The following is a 26,986-nucleotide window of genomic DNA, read 5'->3' as shown; positions in this document are numbered from 1 at the left end:
CGTGATCAGCCACACGCCGCGATCAGGCGGCGTGTGGACTTGCCCGTGACTTTTCGAGCGGAGTGACTGAATGTTTGCCGTGAACTTCCTGATGCGACGCCTCATGCAGGGCGCCATCATCATATTCCTTGTGTCCTTGCTGATCTTTACCCTCTTGCGGGTGGTGCCGGGTGACCCGGTACGCCTTATGGCGGGCGGCATGGCGCCCGAAGCACTGATCGAAAAGATCGCAACCGACATGGGCCTTCGCGATCCCATACTGGTGCAATTCGGTGGCTACATGGGCGGTGTGGTTCGTGGCGATCTTGGCCAGTCCTTCGTGCGCCCGGCAAACGGCGCCTCGACCGGTGGCGCGACATTCAACGACTCAACTCGCGGCGAACGAGCAAAGGTCTTCGACCTGATTTTCGATGCACTTCCAATGACGCTTCAACTGGCGGCCGTGACACTGGTGATTGCACTGATCTTCTCGGCAATCATCGGCATTGCGGGCGGGCTTTCGATCGGCAGATGGCCAGACAAGCTTGCCTTCTACATTTCATCGATATTCATCTCGCTGCCGAATTTCTGGCTCGGCATCGTTCTGGCATTGCTTTTCTCGGTGAAGCTCGGATGGCTTCCTGCCATTGGCTATCAGGGTTTTGCCTACACAATCCTGCCGGCAATCGTGCTGGCGGTCGAATTGTCTCCGGTGCTGATCCGCACGCTGGTCAGTTCCGTATCCAGCCAGATGATGGAGCCCTATGTGGCAGTCGGACGCGTACGTGGCCTGAGCCGTTCGCGGATCATCTCCAACCATGCCCTGCGCAACGCCTCGGTGCCGCTTCTCAACCTGCTCGGTGTGCAATTCTCCAGCCTGCTCGGCGGGGTCATCATCGTCGAATATATCTTCGATTATCCCGGGCTCGGCCTTCTGACCATCAACGCCGTGCTGCAGCGCGACTTTCCGTTGATCCAGGGTATCGCGATCGTCACGAGCGCCATTTTTGTACTGATCAACATTGTCGTCGATCTCGTCGCAACAACCATCGATCCGAGGCTTGAATACTGATGTCCATCACATCCGCACTCGACACCCCGATCATTTCTAAAATGGCAAGCCGCTCGATTGCGCGCCGCATATTCGATCGCGCCGCATCGACGCCCGGTTTTCGCATTGGTCTTGCGATCTTCCTGCTGCTTGCGATTGCCGCCGCACTTTATCCGGAAATCAGTGGCGTCGACCCGACAAAGATGGATGTGAAGGCCCGCCTTCTGCCGCCACTTTTCTTCGGCGACAACTGGAGCTGGGGCCACCCGCTTGGCACCGATCAGATTGGCCGCGACATGCTGGTGAGGTCGCTTGTCGGCCTGCGTTATTCCTTCCTGATCGGGATTGCATCGGTTGCAGTGACACTCATCATCGGCTGTGCCCTCGGCACGATTGCCGGTTACTTCGGCGGTCGTATCGACACGCTGATCATGCGTCTGACCGATGCGCAGCTATCTATTCCGATGATCATTCTGGCGATCGCCGTTCTTGGCGTGTCGCGCCCGACAATTCCGGCCATCGTCCTGGTGCTTGGTCTCTCAAGCTGGCCGGTCTATGCGCGCATCATGCGCAGCATTGTGATGACGGAAAGGCAACGGGAATATGTGCGCGCTGCCAAACTTGGGGGCTCGACCGATTTCCGCATTATCGTCAGCCTGCTTCTGCCGCTGCTCCTGCCGCCGGTGATCTTCACCTCGGTGCTTGATGTGGCGCGCATGATGATCTTTGAATCGACACTCGGCTTCCTCGGCCTGGGTGTCCAGCCGCCGACCCCGACCTTCGGCAATATCATTGCCGATGGCCGAAAGTATCTTCTGAACGCCTGGTGGATCGCAACCATGCCCGGCATTTTCCTCGGCCTCACTTTAACCAGCATCAATCTCATAGGCGCTTCGCTGGAACGGGCCCGCAACACCATTCACGGAGGGTCCGAGTGATGATCAAGCCGCTTCTTGAGCTGCAAAACCTCACCGTTAATGCCGGTCGCTCGGACAAGGCGAAGATTATTCTGGACAATATCTCCTTCAGCCTCGCGCCGCGAGAGATCGTCGGTGTGGTCGGGGCCAGCGGAGCCGGCAAGACGGTGCTGTCCAAGGCAGTCGTCAACTGGCTGGAACCGCCGCTTTCCGTGCGTTCCGGCAGCGTCCTCTTCGAAGGCAAGGATATTTACGGCATCTCCGAGAACGAGATGCGTACCCTGCGCCGCCGGGTCGCCTATGTCGGCGCCAATCCGATGGGTGCACTCGATCCGACACTGCCGGTCGGCGTCCAGATCGTCGAGAAGCTGCGTGCGGTCGTTCCAGGAACCTCGCGGAAAGAGGCGGAAAAGCGCACGATCGAGCTTCTGGAGGCCGTCCGCATTCCCTCGGCCCGCAGCCGTTTCAGCGACTACCCTTCGCAGTTTTCCGGCGGCATGATGCAGCGCGCACTGATCGTTGATGCGTTGGTAACGAACCCGGCGCTGCTGATTGCAGATAACGTCACCCAGCCGCTCGACGTTACCGTCGCAGCCCAGGTCATCCGTCTGATGAAGGAACTGACAGATGGTTTCAATACCGCTGTGCTGTTCGTCTCCTCCTCCCTTCCCGTTGCCCGCGAAGCCTGCAACCGGATTTTGGTGATGGAGAAAGGTCGCATCGTCGAGGAACAGGAAACCGAAAGGCTGATCGCCGCCCCTGCATATGCCTATACGAAGGAGCTTGTCGAACAGACGCCGAAGATCTGGATCGAAAAGACCGAGATGCCGCGTCTCAACGACAAACGCGACGTTGTCTTGAGCCTGCGCGATGCCTCACAGGTCTACAGGGTAAAGAAGAAGACCGGCTTCGGTGGCTTCAACCATGTGCGTGCGGTTCGCAACGTCACCTTCGATGTCCGGCGCGGCGACAGTTTCGCGATCGTCGGTGAATCCGGTTGTGGCAAGTCGACGCTGATGCGGCTTCTGAGCAGGCTGGAACTGCCGAGCTCCGGCCAGGTTCTATGCGGTGCCGACGATATCGCCATGCTCGGTGGCAAAGACCTTCTGACCTTCCGCAAGAAGCTGCAAATGGTACTGCAGGATCCGTTCGGCTCCCTGCCGCCACGCACATCGGTCGGGAAGATGCTGGAGGGCCCGCTTCGCACGCACGGATGGAAGGACAGTGCCAAAATTCGTGAGCGGGTGCTCAAGGTCATGGGCGAAGTCGGCCTCTCCGCCGATCTCTACGAGGAATTGCCGATCGGCCTGAGTGCCGGCCAGCGCCAGCGCATCAATGTTGCCCGTGCGCTGGTTTTGGAGCCTGAAATACTGATCATGGACGAAACGCTTTCTGCCCTGGACCAGACAGAACAGTTCAAGCTTCTCGATCTTTTCCAGAAGCTGCAGAAGGAATACGACCTCACTTACATCTTCATCTCCCACGACCTTGCGATGGTCCGCAAGGTCTGCAACCGTGTGGCGGTAATGTATCTCGGCGAGGTCTTCGAACTGGCTGATAACGAGCGGTTGTTCTTCGATCCCGGACATCCTTATACAATGGCGTTGCTCAGCGCGATGCCGACACTTGAAGAACGCCGCTACAAGGCGGAAGACTGCCTTCTGGAAGGTGAACCGCCAAGCCCGATCGATATTCCTCCAGGTTGCAGCTTCAAGTCGCGCTGTCCGCGTGCGATGGAGAGATGCGGCAGCCTGCAGCCCGCGCTTACCGCGCGTGGCAGCCAGGATTTCGCCGCCTGTCATCTCATCCAGCCATTGGCTCTCGATGACGCAACCCGTCAAATGGCTTTAGCCTGACCATGGTTGCGGCGCCACAGACGGGGCCGCAACGATCACTAGAATCCAGGGTGCATTCATGAGTTTCACCGAACATCGCCTCAAGCTTATCCTCGACATGCTGAAGCAAACCCAGCGCGTCAATGTGAGGGAGCTTGCCGATTATCTGCAGGTCAGCCAGGAGTCGATCCGGCGCGACCTCAAGGAACTTGAGATGCGCGGTTATGCCCGCCGCGTCTATGGCGGCGCGGTCCTTGACCAGCAGGAAAGCGATCAGCCGTTTACCGACCGACTGCGTGTCAGCTCACGCGAGAAAGCCAAGATCGGCGAGGCCGCAGCGTCGCTGGTTGAGGACGGCATGAAGGTGTTCATCGATACCGGCACCACAACGATTGCCTGCCTAAAACATATCGAGACGCGCAAGGACTTGACCGTTGTCAGCAATTCGCTGGCGGTCGCAGCCCACTTCTTCAATCTGCCGCAGGCAAGTGTGCGGGTTCTTGGCGGTCGCATGCGCCCAGATTATCAGGCGACATACGGCCATGAGACCGTGGCCGCGCTGAAGGAGCATTTCTTCGATCTCGCGATCATCGCCATCAGCGCCATTCACGCCGAACGCGGGTTCATGGATTTCGGCGAGGACGAGGCGATCCTGCGCCGCGTCGCCAAGGCCCAGGCAAAACGTTCGATCATTGTTGCCGACAGTTCCAAGTTTGGGCGCCTCGGCTCCATCCACACATTCGGCCTCAGCGAAATCGACGCGGTGGTGACCAGCGGCGTCATCGCGCGGGAATTTTCAGATCAATTCAATCAATCCAAAGTGGAAATCATACATGCCTGACGTCTCCTCCTCCCCTGTCCCGATCAATGCCGAGCGGCTCCAGATGCTGATGGAGACCCTCTCCACTTTTGGCGGCGGCCCCGATGGCTCGATGACCCGCCTGACGCTTTCCAGGGAAGACGGAATGGCGCGCGACTGGCTGGGGCACTGGTTTGCCGAAAACGGCTTCGAGCAGGCCGTGGACTCGATCGGCAACCAGTTCGGCAAGATGACCTTGGCGGGCGCAAATGCGCCCGTCGTCATGGTCGGCTCCCATATCGACAGCCAGCCGAACGGCGGCCGGTTCGACGGAGCGCTTGGTGTCATCGCCGCCTGCGAGGCGGTTTTGTCCGTCAGCGAACGTCTCAAGGCGGAAGGCAGGTTGTCCGCCTGCAACTTCCAGATCGTCAACTGGACCAATGAGGAAGGCGCCCGTTTCCAGCCGAGCCTGCTCGGCAGCAGCGTGTTTACCGGCGCCATTGACCTGGAATGGGCGCTCGAACGGGCCGACGGTGATGGCATTACGGTGCGCCAGTCGCTGGACGAGATCGGTTATGCTGGCAAGGAAAAGGTGGAAATTCCCGACGCATTGATCGAGCTGCATATAGAAGGTGACACGACGCTCAGCCGCGCCGGGGAGCGGTTCGGTATCTTCACGCGGTTCTGGGGCGCGACAAAATATCGCCTCGCCTTCCATGGACGCCAGGCACATACCGGCGCAACCCCGATGGCAGATCGCAAGGATGCGCTGCTTGCTGCTGCCTATCTGATCGCCGATCTCAAGCAGATATCGACCGAACACGGACTGGACCTGCATACGTCGGTTGGCCGCCTGGAAGTCTTCCCCAATTCACCCAATGTCGTGCCGGCCGAAGCCGTGCTGTTCATCGAGCTGCGCTCGGGATCGCCAGACGTCCTGACGGAGGCGGAACGCAAGATGAAGATCAAGATCGAGGAAGCGGCGATGAAAGCCGGCGTCACCTCGGAGGTCCGCTCCATCGACCGCCGCAAGGCGGGAAGGTTCGCACCGGGCCTGGTGACGCTTGCGCAAAGTGCTGCGGCGCATCTCGGCCAGAGCGCCCGTCACCTCGATACGATCGGCGGCCATGATGCCGTTGCCGTTTCCGATGTCTGCCCGGCGGTGGTTCTGGCGGTTCAGAGCCGTGACGGCGTCATCCACCACCCGACCGAGTATACCTCGCCTGAAGACCAGGCCCTTGGCACGCAGATAGTGGCGGACATGCTTTACAAGATCGCCTGCGAAGGTTTGAAAGTTGTCGAACTCAGCGAGGCTGCCGAATGAAGAGATCGGGCTCTCCTCAATCACCGATGGAAGCCCGCGCGGAGAAGGCGCTTTCAGTCTTTTCCGCAGTGATTGGCGACACCCCTTCCTATGCGCCGGCGACGGCAGCTGTCGCATCGCCGTCCTATCATGCCGTCGAATCCTGCGGTTTCGTGGTCGCGCCGACAGACGGGGAGGCACGTTATTTCCTGCGTCTCGGTGCCGATGAGGTAACCGATCTCGTGGATGCCGAGACCGCAAATGCTGCGGCACACCGTTTTCACAGCCTTGGTCTTTCGCCAGAGCCGATTGGTTACGATGCCGGGACGGCCAGCATGCTGTTTGCCCGACTTGGCGACGGCTGGCGAGCGGCAAGGATCGACGATCTGATGAAGCCGCAAACTGTTGCCCGCCTGATCGAGATGCAGACGACGATCGCAGGGAGTGTTTCCACTGGCCGAACATGGTCAGTCTTCGACGGCATCGATCAGCTCTGGGCGATCGTGAGTGCCGATGCCACCAGCCTGCCCGGCGATGTCGAATGGATGCTCTCCTGGATGACGCCGATCCGCGAGGCAGTTTCAGCGGCCGGCGTGGACCTGAAACCGGCCCATGGTGATCCGCAGGCTTCGAATGTCATGCTGGGCCCAGACGGGAAAATGCAGCTCGTGGACTTCGACATGGCTGCCGACATCGACCCATACTACCAGCTCGGCGTTCAGATGAACGAACTCTACCAGTTCGAAAGCCAGATGAGGCCGTTGTTGGAAATGCACGATGGAGGTTTCAGCGAAAGAAACTTCAACCGCTGCCGTGTCTATGCGGCGGCAGACGACCTCTACTGGGCGTTGCGCAGCCTCGTACTGGAGCTTCGTTCGCCGCCGCGGGGTGTCGAATTCCTGAAATATGCCGGCTGGCGGTTCCTGCGTTGCCGAATGCTGCTCGGCCAGCCGGATTTCGAGGCCAGGCTGAGAGCGCTCTAGGCATACGAGAACGATAACGGGCTAGAAACAATAACGGGAACAAGCCTATGAATGAACTGGGAATGGCACGATCCGATGCCGAACGGGCAGTTGAGGCTGCAATCATCCAGGTACCACCTTGGGAAGGACGGCGGCTGCGCTACAGTCCGGTTTCCGGCGGAATCAGCAACACCAATTTCCGCATCGAGGTCGAAGGTGAAGAGCGTGGCTATTTTCTAAAGATTCCCGGCCGCGGCACCGAGATGTTCATCGATCGCAAGGCCGCCGCTGCCGCCAGCAAGCAGGCGGAAGTGATCGGAATCGGCCCGAAGACATTCGACTATCTCGATCACCTCGACATCGAAATCGCCGAGTTCATCGACGGTCGCCGCGCCTCGACACATAGGGATTTTGCAGACCCGGCGATCCGCAACGAAGCGGTGCGCGTCTACCGGCAGTTTCACGATGCTCCTGCCCTGCCGCTGACAAAAACCGTCTTCGACATGATCGAGGAACATTTCGACCAAGTGCGCCAGCTTGACGGCCACTGGCCGCTCGACCACGACTGGCTCTTGCGCAACTACAGACAGGCGCGCGCCGCGCTTGAGGCATCCGGGCTCGATCTGGTTCCCTGTTTCAACGACCCGATGCCGGGCAATTTCCTGATCGGTGACGACAAGTCGATCAAGCTGATCGATTTCGAATATGCGTCGAACAATGAGAGGCTCTACGATCTCGCGATCTGGAGTGGCGAGATGTTCTATTCCGAGGCGACCGACTGCGAGATAATCGAGGAGTATTTCGGTCGTTACGACAAGGCGCATCACGCTCGCTTCATCGTCCACAAGGCACTCGCCGACATCAAGTGGAGCACCTGGGCGATGGTACAAAACCGGATATCGACCCTCGATTTCGACTTTTACAAGTACGGAATCTGGAAGCATATGCGCGCCCGCTCGATCATCCACGACCCCCGTTGGCCCCTGTTCCTGAAAGCCCTTTGATGCCAGTCACCGATATCAGCCCGCAAGAAGCTGCGACCTATATCACCTTCGCCGCGGAACTTGCCGACGCCGCGCGTCCGCTGGCGCTCTCCTATTTCCGAACCCCGCTCGACGTTATCTCAAAACTCGACGATAGCCCGGTGACAATCGCCGACCGGACGATCGAAAAACATCTCCGCGAGATGATCGAGGCGCGTTTTCCCGATCACGGCATCCATGGTGAGGAGTTTGGCGTAAAGGCAGGTAACGCCTTTACATGGGTGCTGGACCCGATCGACGGCACCAAGAGCTTCATCACCGGTTTCCCGCTGTTTGGTACGCTTGTCTCACTGACATTTCAGGAAAAGCCATTCTGTGGTCTGATCGATATTCCGGCCACCGGCGAACGCTGGCAGGGCCGGCCGGGAGAGACACTCTTTGCTGGCAAGCCGGCCCACGCCAGCGGCTGCGAGAACATCTCAAGCGCCCGTTTTTATACGACTTCGCCGGATATGTTCGTGGACAGCGAAGCTGAAAGCTTCGAGCGTCTCTCCCGCAAAGCCAGGCTGCGGCGTTTCGGTGGAGACTGCTACATCTATGGTCTGATCGCTTCCGGCCATTGCGACATCGCTCTCGAGACGGGACTTCAACCTTACGACTACATGGCTCTCGTGCCCGTTGTGACGGGTGCCGGCGGATGCATTACGGACTGGCGGGGAAATGCGCTTTCGATCCATTCCGACGGACGGGTTCTGGCGTCGGCCACCCCGAGACTTCATGACGAAGCCCTGGCCCTCCTCAACCGGTGACGTGAACAAATGCCCTATACAACGACAATCGAGCAGACTGTCTTCCGCTTTGATGACCTGAAAATGCTGCTGGCGAAAGCAACCCCGGAGCGCTCCGGCGACCAGCTGGCCGGCATTGCGGCGCAAGGCCCGGTCGAGCGCTTGGCAGCCCAGATGGCGCTGGCCGATCTCCCCTTGAAAGCATTTCTCCGCGAGGAGCTCATTTCGTCGGAGGATGACGAGGTTTCCCGACTGATCGCGCAACGGCACGATCCGGCAGCCTTTTCCGCAGTTTCCTCGCTTACTGTCGGTGAATTGCGCGAATGGCTGCTCAAGCCCGAGACGTCGCATGAGCGGCTGGAGGCGGTGACCTTCGGACTGACGCCGGAAATGGTCGCGGCCGTTTCGAAGATCATGCGCCTTCAGGACATGATAGCTGTTTCTGCCAAGCGACGTGTCGTGACGCGATTCCGCAACACGATCGGGCTCGCCGGGCGGCTTTCCACCCGCAACCAGCCCAACCACCCGACCGATGACAGCCGCGGTATCATAGCGTCTGCCATCGACGGGCTGCTGATGGGGTCGGGAGATGCCGTGATTGGCGTCAATCCCGCGACCGATGCGACGGATGACTATATCCGCATCGTTTCCTTGCTCGACGAATTGCGGGAAAAGCTTGCGATCCCGACACAGACCTGTTGCCTTGGCCATGTAACGACGGCGATCCAGGCAATCGAACGGGGTGCGCCGGTCGATCTCGTCTTCCAGTCGGTGGCGGGATCGGAAAAGGCCAATCGCGGCTTCGGCATCGATCTGGCGCTTCTGAAGGAGGCACATGAGGCGGGGCGGTCGCTTGGTCGTGGCATGCCGGGCGCAAACGTCATGTATTTCGAGACTGGGCAGGGCGCGGCGCTTTCGGCCGATGCGCATTTCGGCGTCGACCAGCAGACGATGGAGGCACGTGCCTATGCCGTGGCGCGCGAGTTCGATCCGCTGCTCGTCAATACGGTCGTCGGTTTCATCGGGCCGGAATACTTGTTCAACGGCAAGCAGATCATCCGTGCCGGCATCGAGGATCATTTCTGCGGCAAGCTCCTTGGCCTGCCGATGGGCGTCGACGTCTGCTACACCAACCATGCCGATGCTGATCAGGAAGACATGGATACGCTGTTGACGCTCCTCTGCGCAGCCAATGTCAATTTCGTCATCACCGTTCCCGGCGCCGACGATATCATGCTGAACTACCAGTCGTTATCGCATCACGATGCCGTCTATTGCCGCGAGACGCTGAAACGGCCACCCGCACCAGAGTTCGAGAAATGGCTTTTCGAAATCGGCCTGACCGATCCAGATGGCGCGCTGGTCGGCGAGCCTGTCGCGCTTTCCAATTATGTCCGCAACAGCGCATTGATCGGAGCCTGACATGGAAGAGGTGCGAGAACCCACTGCTGCCGGAAAAAACCTCACTATCAAGGATATGACCGATGCGCGTGTTTCGCTCGGCCGTCATGGCGCGGGTCTTCCGACACGCGCTCAACTTGCCTTCCTTCTCGACCACGCGCGGGCACGCGAAGCGGTCTGGACGAGCGTCGACCGGCCCTCGCTGGCAGACAGGCTCGATCGTCTCGGCCTTCCGGCTGTCAATGTCGATAGCATGGCAAGTGACCGCAGCACCTATGTGCGGCGGCCGGATCTTGGCCGGCGGCTTGCGGCGGAATCCGAAAAACGGCTGAAACATGAGAGAACGATCAATGGCTATGATGTCGCAATTATCGTCGCGGACGGCCTGTCGTCCCACGCGATCGATCTCAATGCCGTGCCGTTGATCGAGGCGCTTGTTCCGAAGCTCGCTATCCTGAACCTGACCGCTGCACCAATTGTGCTGGCGAGCCAGGCGCGCGTCGCGCTCGGCGATCCTGCCGGTGAGGCATTAGGTGCAAAACTGACGATCGTGCTTGTCGGCGAACGTCCGGGACTTTCAGCTGCCGACAGCCTCGGTGCTTACATCACTTACGGTCCCAAGTCGGGAAACCTGGATTCCAGCCGAAATTGTGTCTCCAATATCAGGGATGGTGGTCTGCCGGTCTGCGAAGCTGCCGAGATCATTGCGACGCTGACCAGGGATATGATGAGGACCCGCGTCAGTGGCGTGGCGCTCAAGGCTGCCATGGTGGAGTTTCTCGAAAGACATGACAATTCGCTTCCAGCTAAAGACCTACTGACAATTTGAAGTCTTCGCGGTGCGAAGCCTTCGGGACGTGGCCCATCTGCTTTGGAAGGATTGCGGCCTGTCGTCGAAAGTCCAGTCGACTGCCTTGTGTTGAGTGCGGAGACAATAGTCCCTGCACTCAACATCATCGTTCGCAAGCTGCCGTGCTAGCCGGCAGAGAACTTCTGGACGGCGGTTACGTCGAAATAGTCCCGCCATTCGACAATCTTGTCGCCTTCAAGCTCGAAAATTCCCATGATCATCACGCGCCCGATTTCACTGCCGTCGGCGCGCTCGAACCGGTCAAGCCTTTCGGTGAGAACGCGGGATCCATCGGCGGCAATCGCGAGCATATCGATATGGACTGTCGAGATTCCCAGCGATGTCTCCAGTCCGTCGATCATCGCAATGGCCTCGTCGGCGCCCGTCGTGACCGACACGCCCTCATTGACCCAGCGCGTGGCGGGTGTGAACCAGCGGCGCACGGCTGGCCTTCCGCCGTCTTCAACGAACGTGGCGCAAAAAGCCGAAACGGTTTCGATTGGGGTGGGCATGGCAGTTTCTCCTGGGCCATCAGAAGCCCCGTTGGCCTCTGTCTTGCCGCGATAGTAGGATTTCGACCCCAATGCCACGATGCCGAAACTTCCGTCACTCTTGCCTGATCTTCCGGAATACTTGATAGAACTGGGCAATCGACTTAGGGTGACTCCATGAGCGAACTCAAAATACGCGCCATCGCCATGCGCCATGCTGGCCGTCCCAGTCTTAAATTGCCGCGACTGTTCGCGTATACTCTCGACCATACGACCGAGGTGGATCCGCTGATCTACGATCCTGCGGCGTCCCTGGTGATCCAGGGTACGCAGCGCATGTTTATCGGCGATAAGATGTTTGAATACGGACCCGGCCAAAGCATGATCGTCGCAGCCGAGATTGCCGCCTTGGGCCAAGTTTGCGAAGCGTCGCCAGACAGACCGTTTGTCGCAATCGGTTTATATCTAGACCCGCCTATGCTGTCCGACCTCGTCCTTGAGATGGCGGCGATGCCGGAGTTGCCGATGGAATCGGGATACGGCGTCAGCACCGCGAGTGCGTCGCTTCTCGGTGCTTGGGGGAGATTGGTAGAACTGCTCGATCGCCCATCCGAAATCCCGGTCATGGCTCAGTCTCTGGAGCATGAGCTGATGTTTCGGCTGCTGATGGGGCCGCATGGCGGCCTGCTGCGTCAGATTGCCGGGGCCGACTCGCGGCTGATGCACATCCGAAAGGCCATGGCCTGGATACGCGACCACTACGCCGAGCGTCTCGATTTCAAGGCGGTCGCGGCACTTGCCGGCATGAGTGTATCCGTCTTTTACGATCGCTTCAAAGCCGTCGCCGCCGTCAGTCCGCTTCAGTATCAGAAATATATCCGGCTCCACGAGGCCCGCCGACGCATGATCGCGAACCAGGCAGGTGCAGCCGAAGTTGCGTTCGCCGTCGGCTATGAGAGCGCCTCGCAGTTCAGCCGTGAGTACAAGCGCCTCTTCGGAGCGCCCCCGGGTCAAGACACCAAGCGAGCAAAGGCTGGCCTGGGGGGCATCAATCCGCCAAAAGCACCCGGTGCGCGGCCAGAGGTTGCTTGAACCGCTGACCGTAGTCCTGACTGACCGCTGCGACGACACTCGCTCGTAGAGCCAAAGCCTCGCGCCATCGCGTGACGCGCGGGAGACCCTGAGATATCGTCTGCGTTATGGCTGGGTCGATGAAACCGAAGTACCGGAAAAGAGGCACGAACACCGCATCGACCATCTCGAAGATCGCGATGCCAGCGGCATGAGCCGCGCAAGCCTGCATCGCCATTTTCTGGCGATAACAGCGTTCAGTCCTAGTCAGTACCACAAGCATCTCAGATTGCAGGAGGCCAGACTAGCAGCCGGCCATAGCGCCTCGCAATTCACGACTGGAATGCAGGCGCTTTGCCCAGTTGCCAGAGTCAACTCTGTTGCAGTCGAAACTACGGCGTTGCCGTCCACGGAAAGCGGACGTATCAGTCGGCATAGATGATGGAAATGTAGCACCACCGGGGACATGCTGTTGGGACGCCAAGAACATGGCAACCAGCTCGCTCTCGATCTTAAATGCCTGATCGGGTGCAATCGTCGGGCACCGCAACTAACGAAACGTTTGCTCAAGGCGTTAGCCTTATGTGCATATAAAGACAAAAACAGCGGGCTTTCACAGGCGACGGCTCGACGGAACAATGGACGCGCCCATATCTCGGGTGTAAGCTCACAACACACTACACGCATGCGATGAATCTCGAGGGGGACGGGAGGCGGCTATGCAGACGACGGTGTCCACGGCTTCAACTGCAGCACGAGACCCTCCGGGAATAGAGGAAATCCGGTCGCAACTCGAACGCATCGTCGCGAGCGCGGAGTTTCCCGGCTTGGGGCGAAGTGCCGCATTTCTGCGATATGTTGTCGAAGAAGCCATCGCCGGGCGGGCCGCCCGCATCAAGGGTTACTCCATCGCAATTGAGGTATTCGGCCGCAATGAAAGCTTCACGCAGGACGATCCGGTCGTGCGGATCGAGGCCGCGCGTCTAAGGCGTTCGCTAGAACGTTATTATCTGGTGGAAGGTCACAAGGACCCGGTCAGGATCGACATACCGAAGGGCGGATATGCCCCGGTGTTCTCATTGAATACTGCGGTCGTTTCCAAGAAGGTCGATAATGGGTCCGTTCCGACCTCACAGCTATCGCCGATGGTCCGATGGTGGAGCGTGAGGCGGCTTTCGCTTGCTTGCCTCGCCCTGCTTACGGCTGCGTCTGCCTATCAATTCTCAAGTCACTCAAGATTGGCGCCAACAGAAGAGTTAGCCGAAAGCACGGCTCCCGACAGACCCGCCCTAATTGTGGCTCCTTTCGCCAATTTGGGCGATGGACCAAACGCCCAGTTATACAGCCTCGGGCTTACGGAGGAGCTTCTGACTGCCCTGCCCCGCTTCAAGGAGATCAAGGTCTTTGGTCGCGAGACGTCCAAAGCGCTGCCGTCGGACGTCGATGTATCCAAAGTTAGGGAGGAGCTGGGCGCCCGTTATCTTCTGACAGGGGGTGTGCGAACTGCTGGAAACAGCCTGCGCGTGACAGCCCGTCTTCTGGACACCGACGATGGCGAAATAGTCTGGTCCCGGGATTATGACAACGATCTCGGATCGAAAGACCTGTTTTCCATACAGGCGGACGTGGCCAGAAGAGTCGCCACCGCCATTGCGCAGCCATATGGTGTGATGGCACAGGCCGACACCGCAAATCCTCCACCGCAGGATCTTGGTGCATACGAATGCAGCCTGCGCTTTTACGCATATCGTAGCGAGCTCAGCCCCGAAGAGCATGCACACGTTCGCGAATGCCTGGAAACATCCGTTGCGCGGTATCCGACCTTTTCCACTGCCTGGGCGATGCTATCAATCATCTATCTCGATGAAGACCGCTTCAAATTCAATAGGGGCCAAGGTCCGGAAACACCATTGCAGCGGGCGCTTCGCGCGGCGCGGCGGTCGACCCAGCTTGATGCGAGCAACACGCGAGGGCTTCAGGCGTTGATGATGGCCCTGTTTTTCAACCGGGAGCTTACCGAGGCGATGCGAGTAGGCGAAGTGGCCCTCGCTACCAACCCCAACGACACCGAGTTGATGGGCGAGTTCGGCACCAGACTAGCCCTTGGCGGCCAGTGGCAACGGGGAGCCAACCTACTTGATCAGGCTATCGCACTCAACCCAGGCGGCAGCGGCTATTATAACGGCACACGCGCTCTTGCAGCCTACATGCTCCACGACAATTCAACCGCCGTCCGCGAGATCACCAAGGCTGATATGCAAAAATTTCCGCTGTTTCATGCGGTTGCGGCGGTCATATACGCAGATGCCGGAATGATGGATCAAGCCCGGCACGAGGCAGAGATTTTCGTTCGAATGCGCCCGGACTTCCTGCCAAACGTCGTTGAAGAACTGGCGATGCGGAACGTACAGCCAGGTGATCGTGACCGACTGGTAGAGGGACTTCGCAAAGCCGGAATGCTGCCTCCCAAGATTAAAGAACCCGCCGCGATAACCATCAGTGCTTCGGATTTGCAGCCGCGCTAGCGCAGAGGCTTAATACGCTGAAAACCGAAATGCCGCCCGCTGCGACGTACCAAACGGGCAGGTAGGAAAGGTGACGCCAATATCTCTTTCCTTCAGGCCTTTTCGAACGCCCACATCTTACGCGGATACTTCCAGATCCACGCACCGCTGTAGAAATCAGACGAGCTGCGTTTTCATGGGTTTATCCTTCTCAGGTGCGGCCTTCTGGGCCACAGAATGGTGGCGAGCAACAGAGTGTAGGTCAAAGCTAACGCGATATAGACAATGCGGGTGGCGAAGCTCTCCGCAGCACTGCCAGGCAGGGGCGACACACCGAGCCCGAACAGGATAAGGAAAATCGTCAGAGCACCGGCAAACATCGGCGCCTCCCTGGTAGGAGCTGCTGCCCGACCTCCCAGAAAGAGGGCAACGACAAGGACAATCAGAAAGATCGAGAACAGGTTGGGGCGAAGCGTGAGGATCGCATAAGCTAAAGATGCGAGGACGCCGCCGAATAGATTGACCATTATAAGCCCAACAGCTGCCCGCGTGCTTGCGGCGACGTCGAGCTGGCCGAGTAAGGATGCAACGGTGATCGGAATGACCGCCGCGGCCGTCAGATTGTCGCTCGTCAGGCAGATCACGACAGATGCCAGCAGGATCAGCGTATTTGCCAATGCTCTCAGCAGAGCCGGCGGATGGTCGAAGGATGGCGCGGCACTTCCGTCCAGAACTACCGGTTCGGGAAAGATCGCATGGGCGAGCCACGTCAAAAGCGTGCCCGACAACACGCCACCAACAAGAATCGAGAGGATGGAATTGGCCAACTCATCGTTCAAAATACCGAGCAGCGGAACGATGATCGCGACCACCAACACCAGAAAGACCGCAGGCCCGCCCTTTCCCGACGTCTGTAAGGCAAAACACAGGAAATAGGTTAGCCCCAGAAGCAGGAGAAAGGGAACAGGACGATTGCCGAGGCTGCTGGTCAAGATCATCATCGCCATTCCCGCGACCAGAATGACGAGCGCCGCGCCAAGTGTCTTGGCAAGCGGCATCGGTCGAGAGCTTCCCAGCAGAAATTGCGCGGCGAAAAGCGGCCCGAGGAACGGAACAAAGGCCCCCCAATACACCGCCAGCACAAAGCCGATCGAAACCGCAAGAGTGACCCGCAATCCTTTTCGTTTCTGCTCGGCGGCGGTGCTGTCAGTTGACATAGGTGAGCACCGACATGATACGGATCCAGAGTGATCCCCAAGCATTGGCGACCGGATTGTTACCGGTATAGATGATGACGGTCGCCTGCGAACCGTAGCGCACGCCGCCCTTGGGTCTTTGAGCTTCATCGATATTGAGACGGACCGGAAACCGCTGCGCTTCCTTGACCCAGCCGCTGTCACTGCGCATGGTTGGCAACCCGGTGCTCGGATCCGTGCTCCCTTGCGAGACACCGAAGCCGACGCTTTCTACCGTGGCAGGGAACAGTCGGCCTGGAAGGGCATCAAAAAGGATTTCCGCCCTGTTGCCGACGACGACATTTTCGAGGCTGTTCTCCTTGAACGCGGCATTGATCCAGATGGTGCCCACATCGATAAAGGTCATGGCCGGTTGGCCGGCTGGCAAGACCTTGCCACTGGTGAGCTGAAGGTTTGTCACGACCCCGGACGAAGGCGCCCGCACTGTGGTATGCATCAGGTCCAGCCTGGCCTTCTCCAATCCAGCAAGAGCTGCGCGCAGTTGCGGATTGTCGTTTCCGGAAGGGCCGAGCTGCTCGCGGGCCTTGGTGAGATCAGCCTGCGCACCGGAAACCGAGGCCTCTGCCTGATCGAAGGCAGATTTGGCGGCGTCGAAACGGGCTTTTGAAAACACGCCGTTTTTGAGGAGTTCGGAGGCCCTGGCATATTGGTCGCGAAGGTTGTCCCTGTCGGCACGGATCTGGACAAGCTTTGCTTGGGCGGCATCCACCGCAGCGGTCGATGCGCCGATTGACTGTCCGACACTGGCCAGACCGGCCTCCGCCTCGTTCACGGCGAGTTGGTAGCGCTGGGGATCAATTCGGAACAGGATCTGGTCGGCCTCCACCCGCGTATTGTCGTTAACGCCCACTTCCACGACGCGACCTGTGACTTCAGGCGCTATGCCAACGACATACGCCTGGACCTGCGCTTGAGATGTTGATGGTGTCCGCCGCTCCATGAAGACTGACAGCACGAACAGGACCAGCGCCAGACAAACGACAGCGAAAGCGATCCTCCGCAGGGGATTGCGGGGTGGCGGGGTAGCTACAGGCTCGTGTGATATCTCGGAAGCCACGATCTCGTTCCTTCGAAGTTAACTGCCCATCCGGCGGAATTACACCGGGCGCGGACCGGGTGAGCGATGAAGAGAGACAACGGTGGCTCGGGCGAGAGCATCTTCAATCTCTCTGCCAAGGGCCGCCAACAATTCCCTGTATTCGGCCACACGGTCATCTCGGACCGGATCGGAAGAAGCCGCCTCCCATCTTGCCAACTCCGTCTGGGCTTCGGCAAAATCCTGGCAGATTTCACAGAATATGACGTCGCGCGACGAAAGCTCGTTGATGGCCTGAACTCTTGTGGGAAACCGCAGCCTGACCGCAGCCACACCTTCATCCATTGTCCTCTCCCACCCTCACAGCGTCACGGCGACGCCGAATGTCTCGATGGCATATTCTTTGATGAAGCGCGGCTCGTGCAGTATGTTACCGTAATATACGCTGGTGCGGTCAGCTTACCGAGGTTGGATTGCAGCACCGTCAAGGTCTCGCATGTTTTAACACGCTAGCGAGCGGGCGAGAAAGACGACGGTTACGGGGCCGCGTGTGATTGTCTCTGGCAACTTCCACACTTTCACGCATTCAGATGACGGCATCGTCCGCCGGATGCCCGTAACATACCCGATGTTACGGGAAAACAGCCCGTCATTCGCATAGGTTTTTTGTGCGCCGACGTGGCGAGGACAAAGCTGTGACATATGGCGGCGGGCGATCTGGTGAACGGCAACGATACAAGGGACCTCCGTAACGGACGCTTTCCATATCGAATGGGAAGGCTCCCTTTTTGTGTGATGTTCGCAGCTCTCGTTGGTTGCGGCGGCCACGCGAAAAACGTTCTTGTCCCTGTTGCCGATAGCGCCCCCACATCCACCAAGGTGGACATGCTGATCACAACAACGCGTAGTCGCTCCGCGAACAAAGGCGAGATGTTTACGGGTGAACGCGCAAGGGATGCGGCCTTCGCGGAGATCACCGTGTCCATCCCTCCGGGAAATGTCCGCAAGATTGGTAATGTTGCCTGGCCGAAAAGGATTCCTCCCAATCCAGCCACTGATTTTGCGACGTTAAAGGCACAGGAAATCAGCCGCGACGATGCTCGGAAATGGCTGAGCGCTTCCGTCAGAAAGAGCCGTGACGGCAGCGTGCTGGTCTTCATTCACGGCTTCAACAATCGATTTGAAGACTCGGTCTATCGCTTTGCCCAAATCGTCCAGGATTCCGGCGTAGCGAGCGCTCCCGTACTGGTCACCTGGCCGTCGCGCGGAAGCCTGCTTGCGTACGGCTACGACCGCGAGAGCACCAACTATACGCGCAATGCCCTGGAGTTGCTTTTTCAATATCTGGCCAGGGATAAGCAGGTGAAGGAAGTTTCGATCCTTGCTCATTCCATGGGTAACTGGCTCGCGCTCGAGGCGCTTCGTCAAATGGCCATTCGCAATGGAAGCCTTCCGGCCAAGTTCAAGAATGTGATGCTCGCATCTCCCGACGTCGACGTCGACGTCTTCCGGCAACAGATCGCCGACATGGGCAAAAAGCATCCGAAATTCACTTTATTTGTCTCCCGGGATGATCGGGCATTGGCCGTGTCCCGCCGAGTGTGGGGCAACGTCGCGAGGCTTGGCGCTATCGACCCTGAGCAGCCTCCCTACAAGAGTGAATTGGCCGAAAGCCAGATCTCGGTAATCGACCTCACCATGATCAAAGCCGGGGACAGCCTCAACCACGGGAAGTTCGCGGAGTCGCCAGAGATCGTCCGGCTGATTGGAGCCCGGATTTCTGATGGACAGACTTTGACGGACAGCAAGATTGGCCTTGGAGATACGATCCTTGCAGCAACAACCGGCACGGCAGCGGCAGTGGGCAGTACCGCAGGGCTGATCCTTGCCGCTCCGGTTGCCGTCGTCGATGCCGACACCAGAGACAATTATGCCGGGGGCGTTCAGTCCCTTCTTGGTTCAGGTGGCACGACACGGAAATCATCGCACTGCAACACACCGAACACTTCGACTGAAGCATGTCATCACTAGCGGGTCGAGCGTCCTTCGGAAGGGCGCCGAGGTACCACAACAGGGACAGACAATGGTAATGCGCCTGAAATTTTTGCTGATGAAAATATCTCGCACGTCTATTGCGGCGATGCTCATCCTTTTCGTTGGCATCTCAGCCGTAGCAGCGCAAATGCCTGGCGCGCCCGCTCCGGCGGAACAACCACCCAATGTCCAGCACTTCATCACCCTAATGTCGGATCCCGATGTTCAGAAATGGTTGCAGCACGTTGCTCGTGGAGCGAATCCTGAAGCGCCGCCTTCGACCAGCGCAGAGGCGGGTCCCTCGTTTGCCGCATCGACAATGCGTTTCCGCGCCCATGCCGCCGCAATGGTCGACGCTGCACATTCTTTTCCGTCCGAAGCAATGCGTGGCGCCGCTTTACTTGAGCAGGACATCAAGACGATTGGCGGGACCCGGCCCATCGTGCTGGTGGTCGCGTTTGTTGTCGCAGGACTTGCCGCTCAATGGGTATTTTGGTGGATCAGTGCTGGCTGGCGGTCATGGATGGCGGAAGCCTCGTTCACGACCGTTTGGCACAGGATTATTGCCATAACCGCCCGGCTGCTCTGGGCGGCTTTTTACGTGCTGTCGTTCGGGCTGGGCAGCATCGGTTTCTTCCTGCTTTTTGAGTGGCCACCGATCGTTAGGGAAATCGTCGTCGGCTTCCTGTTCGCTGTCGTCATTTACCGCCTCGCCAGCGCAGTACTGGATGTGTTTTTGGCGCCACGCTCGAACGAGAAAGGCCATTTCCGCGTGGTTCCGATCTCTGACGAGACGGCAGGTCACTGGGCAAAACGACTGAGCTATCTCGTGGGTTGGTACGCCTTTGGCTGGGTGACCATTCGGCTTCTCGGTACGCTTGGCCTATCGATCCCGGCGCGGCAGCTCGCGGCCTACTTCCTGGGTTTCATTCTTCTCGGCATTGCTATCGAGGCCATATGGCGACGCCCGCCTCATTCCTCCACGTTACAGGGCAGCCGGATTGGATTGAATGGTCGCAACTGGCTTTGGACTGCCTATTTAACCGGTATCTGGTTGCTCTGGGTGGCGGGCGCGACGACGCTTTTCTGGATTATGGTCGTCTGCGCCGCATTGCCAGGCGCGATCGTTCTTACCAAAGCATCTATAAACAACATTCTGCGCCGCTCCGGCGCTGAAGAGGATGGTCATAAACGTGTCACAGTGGTTTCGGTTGTCGTCGAGCGTGGGATAAGGGCAGCCCTGATCGTTGCAGCCATCCTCTTCCTCGCCGATGTCATGGACGTTCGACTGACCGAGATGACGATGCAGGATTCACCCGCGCTACGGCTCTTACGTGGAGTGCTAAGCGCCGGCATCATTCTCCTCGTCGTCGATCTGGCATGGAATGTCGTTAAAGTGCTGATCGATCGGAAAATGGGAGACACGGAAGCCGCGCTTGAGATTGGAAGCGAGCGGGAGCGGCGGCGTACCCGTTTGAGAACTCTTCTACCGATCCTGCGCAACTTCGTCATGATCCTTTTTGCAGCGATTGCGATCATGATGGCCCTGTCTTCACTCGGAATCGAGATCGGACCATTGATCGCCGGTGCTGGCGTCGTAGGCGTCGCCATTGGCTTTGGTGCGCAGACCGTCGTCAAGGACATCATCAGCGGCATGTTCTATCTACTCGACGATGCATTCCGGATTGGTGAATACATTCAGAGCGGCAGTTACAAAGGAACCGTCGAGGCGTTCAGTCTCCGCTCGGTCAAGCTTAGGCACCACAGGGGCCCGATATTCATCGTCCCATTCAGTGAACTGGGTGCCGTCCAGAACATGAGCCGCGACTGGTCAGTGGTCAAATTCCTGCTGTCCGTGTCCTACGAATCCGACGTCGCCCAGGTCAAGGCAATCACCAAAGCCGTGGGCAAAGCCCTGTACGATGACCCCGAATTCCAGCCGTTCATTATTGAGAACCTCAAAATGAAAGGCGTCGAAGAGATCACAGACATTGGAATAAAATTGAGCTTTGGGATGACGTTGAAACCTACCCAACTGCAATCGGCCATCCGTCGCAGAGCTTATGCAATGCTGCGGGAAGCATTCAACGCCCAAGGCATCAAGATCGCCGTTCCGACCGTGCAAGTCGCAGGCGGAAAGGAAGAGGGTCTTGCTGCCGCTGCCCAACAGGCGCTGGCAAAACACAACGCCGTGACCGTGCCCGGGCCAGCTTGATCACGAAGTGAACCAGGCGAAACGCCATCAAAGATCACAAGGAGGATATGAAATGAAAACCTCAAAAATCGTATCACACCTACTCAGCCTGATCGCCGTGCTGATGCTGATCAGCATACCGGTTCTTTTACCCTCGACCGCTGAAGCCCGTCGTGGGGCTGCAGCCTGCGGCCCCCGAGGCTGCGGTGTGGCGGCGTGCGGACCGCGCGGTTGCGCTGCTGCCGGACGTCGTCATGCACCCGCATATCGCCCTGCCCATCGGCCTGCGGCCCCGGCCTACCGGCCAGCGCGGCGCGGCGTTGTCGTTGTTGCTCCCCGCCGCTACTGGCGGCCGGGCGCCGCGATAGCTGCAGGCGCAGCCATTGGCGTCGTCACCGGTGCAGCAGCTGTCGCACTGGCTGGTACACCGCCGCAGCCCGGCCAGTGCTGGTATTACACGTCTCCGGCCAAAACGACCGGCTTCTGGGACGTTTGCCCGCACTGAAACTGCTTGGCTGGGACAATCATGCTGCTCGCGCACGCGCAGATCATCAACGAAGGGGATCTTCCATGGACTTCAACACCATCGACGCCACGCTTGTCGGAAAGCTTCTTCTTTTGCTTTTGATCGGCATGGGTCCAAAAATTGCCCTCGTGCCGTTTCTTGAGAAAACCCATAGTTTCGACACCGCGACCAAAGTGCGCATCGGCCGCCAGATGGTACTGACAGCACTCGTCACAGCACTGATCCTCTTTGCGACCGGCGCGCTTCTGATGCGACTTCTCCACATAACCGGCGGCGCCGTCGCTGTGGCAGGTGGCATCATCCTTGCGCTCATAGCGATCAAGATGGCATCCGGACCGACGGAAAAGCCGCATGACGAGCTTGCCGATCCGATCGATCCGGACAAACTCGCAGTGTTCCCGCTTGCGGTTCCCTATTTGCTCAACCCCGTCGGCATAACCGTCATAATCCTGGCGTCTGGCGAAGTTGTCTCAGTCGCCAGCGCGGTAGTTGTCGCTGTTCTGATCCTGATTGTCGCTGCTTTCGACTATGTCGTTTTTACCAATACCGACAAGCTGTCCAAACACATGAAGCCAGCGAGCATGGTCGTCTCAGAGGTCGTGTTCGGGATTTTGCTGACCGCTGTCGCAGTCCAGCTGATTGTCAGTGGGCTAGGGCGTCTAGGGATCATTGCGCCGGCGGTGGGCCATTGACCCATAGGGCGCAGCCTCTCCAGGCGGCTCGAAGGGAATGCGCATGATGACTGATCGAAGGAAAAATGCTCTCGCTTACGGATCACTCATCGTGCTCCAGTCCCTGGCGGTCGCATTCCTGCTCCGGGTTATCTTCCCGATCTTTTACGCCGTCGTCACCCATCTTGGCGAACGCCAACAAGTGCCCGTGTCGACATTGCTCACAATCCTTGCGGTTGCGCTGCTTTTACAGGCAAGCTACTGGACAAGAATGCGTTGGGTCGAGGTCCGCGCACCGTTCCACTCCATATTCGTATCTCACCTCTTATCGTTTGCCGCACGCCTGGCCTTCCTGTTCGGAGGCGTCCTGTTCTCAACGATCTTCTTTCGACACTTGCCGGAATCCAACACGCTGCCTCCGCTTGGTCACACGGTTCTGCAGGGGGCTTTGATCCTGTTGGTACTGTTCAGTTTTTTTTGCTACTCCGTCGAACTTGAACGCCTTGCGAAGGCGATCGAAGATCCAGCTGAGACATAAATTGCCTCCGGTTACAGCTCAGCAATGTGGTGTTGGCCGCCGCTGTCGAAGCCGACTTGGCGGTGGAACCGATGTCCATATCGCGTTCCATCCAGGCTACCGAATAGCGCCGCGCGGATGAAGGGTAGTTAGACATCGCTCGGTGGAGCAAAGAGGGTGTGTGCGTATTCTCGATGCTCAGGCGAACACGCGGAAGAATTTTGATCCCATGATTTTAGATTTGCGAGTGTTTTCAGCTCTCCTCTATGTTGCCACCGGACAAGGAAACTGACATCATCGTTTTGCAGGCTTCAACGGGCCGCTGATATTCCATGAGCAGGGTAGCTCTCGACCGGAAACGGGCGGGAGCTTTTTTATTTTTTGGTGGGCGATGATGCATTCAGAAAGCTGGCGGGTCGGTGTGCTGTTCTCCGAGACGGGTGTGACCGGAGCCGTCGAAAAAACCCAGAGGTTCGCGACCTTGCTGGCGATTGACGAAATCAATGCGGCTGGCGGCGTCCTTGGCCGGATGATCGAGCCTGTCGCCTATGACCCTAAATCGACGCCCAATCTCTATAAGGAACTTGCGGTCAAGCTTTGCGACGAGGATCGGGTCCGGGTCGTTTTCGGTTGCCATATGTCTAGCACCCGCAAAGCCGTACTGCCCGTCATCGAAGCTCGAGATGCCCTGCTATTCTATCCGACACTGTATGAGGGGTTTGAATACTCTCGGCACTGCATCTACACCGGGGCCGCACCCAACCAAAACTCCGTGCAGCTGGTCGACTTCCTCACCAAGCATTATGGAAAGCGGGTTTTCCTTGTGGGTTCGAACTACGTCTACCCTTACGAATCCAACCGGACGATCAGCGATCTCTTTCTTCAGCTGGGCGGTCAGGTGCTGGACGAAATATATGTTCCTCTCAACCTAAAACCCGAAGATGTCGCCAAAATCATCCGGCATATTCGCGCGGCACGGCCGGATGTCATCTACTCGACAATCGTCGGCGACGGTATCATTCCCTTCTACACGGCGTTCAAAGAGGCGGGTTTTGATTCAGCGACGATGCCAATCGCCAGTCAGTCGACAAGCGAGGCCGACGTGATCCGGATGCGGCCGGAAGTGGCCGAGGGGCATATCACCGCGGCCCCGTTTTTCGCCTCCCTGGATACGCCTCGCGCGCGTGCCTTCGTCTTGGCTTACCAACAGCGATACGGCCAGCAGATGCTGCCGACCGCGCCGGCCGAAGCGGCCTATTTCCAGGTCTATCTCTATGCGGGAGCTTTGCAGCGGGCCGGTGGCGACGGGCTGGAGCAGCTTCTTCCAGCCCTTTACGAGGTCGAGTACGACGCTCCGCAGGGCGCTGTGAAGATAGACCGGCTGACGAACCACACCCATCTGTGGCCAAGGGTTGCAAAAGTAAATGCGCAAGGCAGCTATGACATAGTCCATGACCCGTCGCTGCGCGTGGCGCCAGATCCCTTCATGCGAGAATATCGCCCGGATCTGACGCAGCCGTTCCCACATCGTGTTCAGGTCTGAGAAGGAGCGACGATGTCTTTCGCCCTTCTTAGAGATTTGCGGGACCTCAAGGTTCTGGTGATTCATCCCCGGACATCCGAAGGAGAGTTTCTCGTTGATCACCTGCGCCGTATCGGTTGTACGGTCAGTTGCCTCTGGCCGGTCCCTGCCGAGTTGCCACACGGCACGGATGTCGTCTTTCTTGCCATGGAAGACGAGGCGCGACCGGAAATCGAACGCCTGCTGAAGTGCCTCCCTAATCCCGCTCCGACCATGCTCGCCATCGTCGGTTACGAAAATCCCTCCACATTGCAGATCGTTCTGGAAAGCGGCGCGCTTGCCATTGTCGAGAGACCGATCAAACCGTTCGGCCTGCTGACAAATCTCGCCATAGCGCGCAGTCTCTGGCTTGAGCGCCAAAGGCTCGTCAAGGAAGCCCGTAAATATAAGCGCAAGGTCTTGGGAGACCAGAAGCTTGCCCGGGCAAAGGCCATTCTCATGGCCAATCGCGGCACGAGCGAGAATGAGGCGTATCGTGAAATGCGCGAGCAAGCGATGGCTCGGCGGGTCCCAATCGATGAAATCGCCAATTCGATTATCAACGCCGAACAGCTCTTGCGCCCTTCCCAAAAACATGATTAGTTTTTGATGTGTTCCAGATGAACACCTCCGGCACATCCCTTCGTTTCGCGAAGCCATGTGCCGCTGTTGCACGCGGCGCAGCCGTGATGCGATGATGGCAAGGGTGCCCGCAGGCTGTGAAAAGCCTCGCGGGTTTTTTGTTATCTGCTGACAGTGAAGTCGGCCTTCCAGTATTTTTTCGGCATGAAAGCCTCGCCGTAGAGCCGGGCAGTGCCGTCGCGTGCGCCAATCAAAAAAGGGGAACCAAGATGGTGTTCAACAGACGTGACTTTCTGAAAACCGCAGCCACCGCTTCCGCCGCACTCGCCTTGCCGACGCTGGGCGGCCGGGCCTTTGCAGCCGATGCTATAAAGGTCGGTGCGCTCTACTCCCAGACGGGCGGGCTTTCTGTCGCCGAGAAGCTTCTCGCCAACGGTGTCATGATGGCCGTGGCCGAAATCAACGCAGCCGGCGGCGTTCTTGGCCGCCAGGTGGAAGTCGTCGTCGAAGACGGCGCTTCCGATCCGAAGACCTTCAGCGAAAAAGCATCGAAACTGATCCTCAAGGACAAGATTTCCACCATCTTCGGCTGCCACACCTCTGCCAGCCGCAAGGCCGTGCTGCCGATCTTCGAACGGCGCGGCGCGATGCTGTTCTACCAGACGCACTATGAGGGCTTTGAGTGCTCGCGCAACGTCGTCTATTCCGGCGCCGTTCCAAACCAGCAGCTCTCCAACTACATTCCCTGGATTGTCGAGAAACTGGGCAAGAAGAAGTTCTTCATCGTTGGCTCCAACTATGTCTATCCGCGCGAGATGGCCAAGGTTTCCAAGAAACTGATCGAGGCGGCGGGCGCAGAATGGGTGGCGGACGAATATCTGGAACTTGGACACTCCGAATGGGCTGTCATGGTCAGCAAGATCAAGGAATCGGGCGCCGACGTGGTTCTTTCCAACGTGGTTGGCGACTCGATCATCGCCTTCTACCGCGAGTTCAAGAACCAGGGCCTCTCGCAGGAGGTCATCCCGATCTGCGCGACAGTGACCTCCGAAATCGAGATCGCCGCCATGGGCGCCGAATATGCGGCGGGCAGCTACACATCATTTCCATATTTTATGTCGATCGAAACGCCGGCCAACAAGAGCTTCATCGAACGCTTCAGGACCTTCGTCAACGATCCGAAGGCAGTGACATACCATTCGCTCGAGGCCGCCTATTTCCAGGTATTCCTGTGGAAGCAGGCAGTGGAGAAATCCGGCGATCTGTCCGCCGATGCTATCCGGGCCGGCATTCGTGGCCAGACCTATGACGCGCCCGGCGGCAAGGTGACCACCGACCCCGACAACCTGCATTGCTGGCTGACGCCGCGTATCGGCCAATGGCAGCCGGATGGACAAAGCAAGGTCGTGAACGCCTACCCGTCACCGATCAAGCCGCTGCCCTATTCGGCCTATGGCGAGACGGAAAGCAATCTTTTCTGCACCAGCAACGGTCTCGACGCAGCAAAGCTCAAGGGCTGACCCCTCTTTCCGCGTCCTCCCGCCAGCCATGCCTGGCGGGATCATGTCTCGGCAAGGCGGATCTGCGTTTTTTCCTCTGCTCGGTGCCAACCCGATTTTGGGGCAGGCAAGGAGCAGGACAAAGTCTGATCCGCCCTTCTCACGAACGGTGGCGT

General features: G+C 58.5%; 24 protein-coding genes. 20 read left to right on the top strand and 4 right to left on the bottom strand.

Features of this window, described 5'->3' with window-relative positions; all coding sequences use genetic code 11:
* Window positions 1-70 precede the first annotated feature (70 nt).
* Genes AC1DCP_RS22865 through eutC form a run of 10 tightly spaced genes read left to right on the top strand, consistent with a single transcriptional unit; the run spans window position 71 to window position 10,847 of the window.
* A complete protein-coding gene (locus AC1DCP_RS22865; RefSeq protein ID WP_035200780.1) occupies window positions 71-1,051 on the top strand; it encodes an ABC transporter permease in 981 nt (326 codons plus the stop codon).
* Window positions 1,051-1,968 carry an ABC transporter permease gene (locus AC1DCP_RS22860; protein WP_035200782.1) on the top strand — a complete coding sequence of 306 codons (918 nt, stop codon included), beginning with the start codon at window positions 1,051-1,053 and terminating at the stop codon, window positions 1,966-1,968. Before AC1DCP_RS22865 ends, AC1DCP_RS22860 begins: the two co-directional genes overlap by 1 nt.
* A complete protein-coding gene (locus AC1DCP_RS22855; RefSeq protein WP_111802240.1) occupies window positions 1,968-3,803 on the top strand; it encodes a dipeptide ABC transporter ATP-binding protein in 1,836 nt (611 codons plus the stop codon). Before AC1DCP_RS22860 ends, AC1DCP_RS22855 begins: the two co-directional genes overlap by 1 nt.
* Before the next feature lie 58 nt (window positions 3,804-3,861).
* On the top strand, window positions 3,862-4,623 hold the full coding sequence (locus AC1DCP_RS22850) for a DeoR/GlpR family DNA-binding transcription regulator (RefSeq protein ID WP_013637571.1): 762 nt from the start codon (window positions 3,862-3,864) through the stop codon (window positions 4,621-4,623).
* A complete protein-coding gene (locus AC1DCP_RS22845; RefSeq protein ID WP_019565881.1) occupies window positions 4,616-5,905 on the top strand; it encodes a Zn-dependent hydrolase in 1,290 nt (429 codons plus the stop codon). Before AC1DCP_RS22850 ends, AC1DCP_RS22845 begins: the two co-directional genes overlap by 8 nt.
* Window positions 5,902-6,867 carry a phosphotransferase gene (locus AC1DCP_RS22840; RefSeq protein WP_035200785.1) on the top strand — a complete coding sequence of 322 codons (966 nt, stop codon included), beginning with the start codon at window positions 5,902-5,904 and terminating at the stop codon, window positions 6,865-6,867. Before AC1DCP_RS22845 ends, AC1DCP_RS22840 begins: the two co-directional genes overlap by 4 nt.
* 47 nt (window positions 6,868-6,914) lie before the next feature.
* On the top strand, window positions 6,915-7,850 hold the full coding sequence (locus AC1DCP_RS22835; RefSeq protein WP_035200787.1) for a choline/ethanolamine kinase family protein: 936 nt from the start codon (window positions 6,915-6,917) through the stop codon (window positions 7,848-7,850).
* Entirely contained in the window at window positions 7,850-8,638 is a 789-nt protein-coding gene (gene hisN, locus AC1DCP_RS22830; RefSeq protein ID WP_065687655.1) for a histidinol-phosphatase, read from the top strand. The genes AC1DCP_RS22835 and hisN overlap by 1 nt, the downstream gene beginning before the upstream one ends.
* A gap of 9 nt (window positions 8,639-8,647) precedes the next feature.
* Window positions 8,648-10,039 carry an ethanolamine ammonia-lyase subunit EutB gene (locus AC1DCP_RS22825; RefSeq protein ID WP_013637566.1) on the top strand — a complete coding sequence of 464 codons (1,392 nt, stop codon included), beginning with the start codon at window positions 8,648-8,650 and terminating at the stop codon, window positions 10,037-10,039.
* Window position 10,040: 1 nt separating this feature from the next.
* Window positions 10,041-10,847, top strand: coding sequence for an ethanolamine ammonia-lyase subunit EutC (gene eutC, locus AC1DCP_RS22820; RefSeq protein ID WP_003516961.1), 807 nt, complete (start codon window positions 10,041-10,043; stop codon window positions 10,845-10,847).
* Between the two features lie 146 nt (window positions 10,848-10,993).
* Here the strand turns inward: eutC and AC1DCP_RS22815 are convergent, their stop codons facing one another.
* Window positions 10,994-11,380 (bottom strand): limonene-1,2-epoxide hydrolase, encoded by a 387-nt coding sequence (locus AC1DCP_RS22815; protein ID WP_025591684.1) that lies wholly within the window; start codon window positions 11,378-11,380, stop codon window positions 10,994-10,996.
* Window positions 11,381-11,536: 156 nt separating this feature from the next.
* Between AC1DCP_RS22815 and AC1DCP_RS22810 the strand changes: the two genes are divergently transcribed.
* Both AC1DCP_RS22810 and AC1DCP_RS22805 read left to right on the top strand, forming a co-directional pair.
* Window positions 11,537-12,451 carry an AraC family transcriptional regulator gene (locus AC1DCP_RS22810; RefSeq protein ID WP_476774651.1) on the top strand — a complete coding sequence of 305 codons (915 nt, stop codon included), beginning with the start codon at window positions 11,537-11,539 and terminating at the stop codon, window positions 12,449-12,451.
* Window positions 12,452-13,149: 698 nt separating this feature from the next.
* Window positions 13,150-14,955, top strand: a complete 1,806-nt coding sequence (locus AC1DCP_RS22805; RefSeq protein ID WP_112153446.1) for an adenylate cyclase — start codon at window positions 13,150-13,152, stop codon at window positions 14,953-14,955.
* Between the two features lie 173 nt (window positions 14,956-15,128).
* Here the strand turns inward: AC1DCP_RS22805 and AC1DCP_RS22800 are convergent, their stop codons facing one another.
* Genes AC1DCP_RS22800 through AC1DCP_RS22790 form a run of 3 tightly spaced genes read right to left on the bottom strand, consistent with a single transcriptional unit; the run spans window position 15,129 to window position 17,571 of the window.
* Window positions 15,129-16,151: a DUF2955 domain-containing protein gene (locus AC1DCP_RS22800; protein ID WP_112153447.1), complete on the bottom strand. Its 1,023-nt coding sequence runs from the start codon at window positions 16,149-16,151 to the stop codon at window positions 15,129-15,131.
* On the bottom strand, window positions 16,141-17,247 hold the full coding sequence (locus AC1DCP_RS22795) for an HlyD family secretion protein (RefSeq protein WP_112153448.1): 1,107 nt from the start codon (window positions 17,245-17,247) through the stop codon (window positions 16,141-16,143). Before AC1DCP_RS22795 ends, AC1DCP_RS22800 begins: the two co-directional genes overlap by 11 nt.
* A gap of 39 nt (window positions 17,248-17,286) precedes the next feature.
* Window positions 17,287-17,571 carry a hypothetical protein gene (locus AC1DCP_RS22790; RefSeq protein WP_112153449.1) on the bottom strand — a complete coding sequence of 95 codons (285 nt, stop codon included), beginning with the start codon at window positions 17,569-17,571 and terminating at the stop codon, window positions 17,287-17,289.
* A 426-nt stretch (window positions 17,572-17,997) separates the two neighbouring features.
* Between AC1DCP_RS22790 and AC1DCP_RS22785 the strand changes: the two genes are divergently transcribed.
* From AC1DCP_RS22785 to AC1DCP_RS22750, 8 genes are all read left to right on the top strand, one after another.
* Window positions 17,998-19,257, top strand: a complete 1,260-nt coding sequence (locus tag AC1DCP_RS22785; RefSeq protein WP_035201433.1) for an alpha/beta hydrolase — start codon at window positions 17,998-18,000, stop codon at window positions 19,255-19,257.
* Between the two features lie 52 nt (window positions 19,258-19,309).
* Entirely contained in the window at window positions 19,310-21,475 is a 2,166-nt protein-coding gene (locus AC1DCP_RS22780) for a mechanosensitive ion channel family protein (protein ID WP_111802819.1), read from the top strand.
* Between the two features lie 52 nt (window positions 21,476-21,527).
* Window positions 21,528-21,959 carry a hypothetical protein gene (locus tag AC1DCP_RS22775; protein ID WP_013637556.1) on the top strand — a complete coding sequence of 144 codons (432 nt, stop codon included), beginning with the start codon at window positions 21,528-21,530 and terminating at the stop codon, window positions 21,957-21,959.
* A gap of 65 nt (window positions 21,960-22,024) precedes the next feature.
* Window positions 22,025-22,672: a MarC family protein gene (locus AC1DCP_RS22770; protein WP_003516981.1), complete on the top strand. Its 648-nt coding sequence runs from the start codon at window positions 22,025-22,027 to the stop codon at window positions 22,670-22,672.
* A 43-nt stretch (window positions 22,673-22,715) separates the two neighbouring features.
* Complete coding sequence (locus AC1DCP_RS22765; protein WP_013637555.1) at window positions 22,716-23,189, top strand: hypothetical protein; 474 nt, start codon at window positions 22,716-22,718, stop codon at window positions 23,187-23,189.
* 370 nt (window positions 23,190-23,559) lie between these two features.
* A complete protein-coding gene (locus AC1DCP_RS22760; protein WP_013637554.1) occupies window positions 23,560-24,711 on the top strand; it encodes a transporter substrate-binding domain-containing protein in 1,152 nt (383 codons plus the stop codon).
* A 12-nt stretch (window positions 24,712-24,723) separates the two neighbouring features.
* Window positions 24,724-25,332, top strand: coding sequence for an ANTAR domain-containing response regulator (locus tag AC1DCP_RS22755; RefSeq protein WP_003516987.1), 609 nt, complete (start codon window positions 24,724-24,726; stop codon window positions 25,330-25,332).
* Window positions 25,333-25,580: 248 nt separating this feature from the next.
* Window positions 25,581-26,831 carry a transporter substrate-binding domain-containing protein gene (locus AC1DCP_RS22750; RefSeq protein ID WP_112153450.1) on the top strand — a complete coding sequence of 417 codons (1,251 nt, stop codon included), beginning with the start codon at window positions 25,581-25,583 and terminating at the stop codon, window positions 26,829-26,831.
* Window positions 26,832-26,986 lie beyond the last annotated feature (155 nt).

This window comes from Agrobacterium sp. 10T429, assembly GCF_056393925.1.
This window is presented reverse-complemented; position numbering and strand designations above follow the sequence as displayed.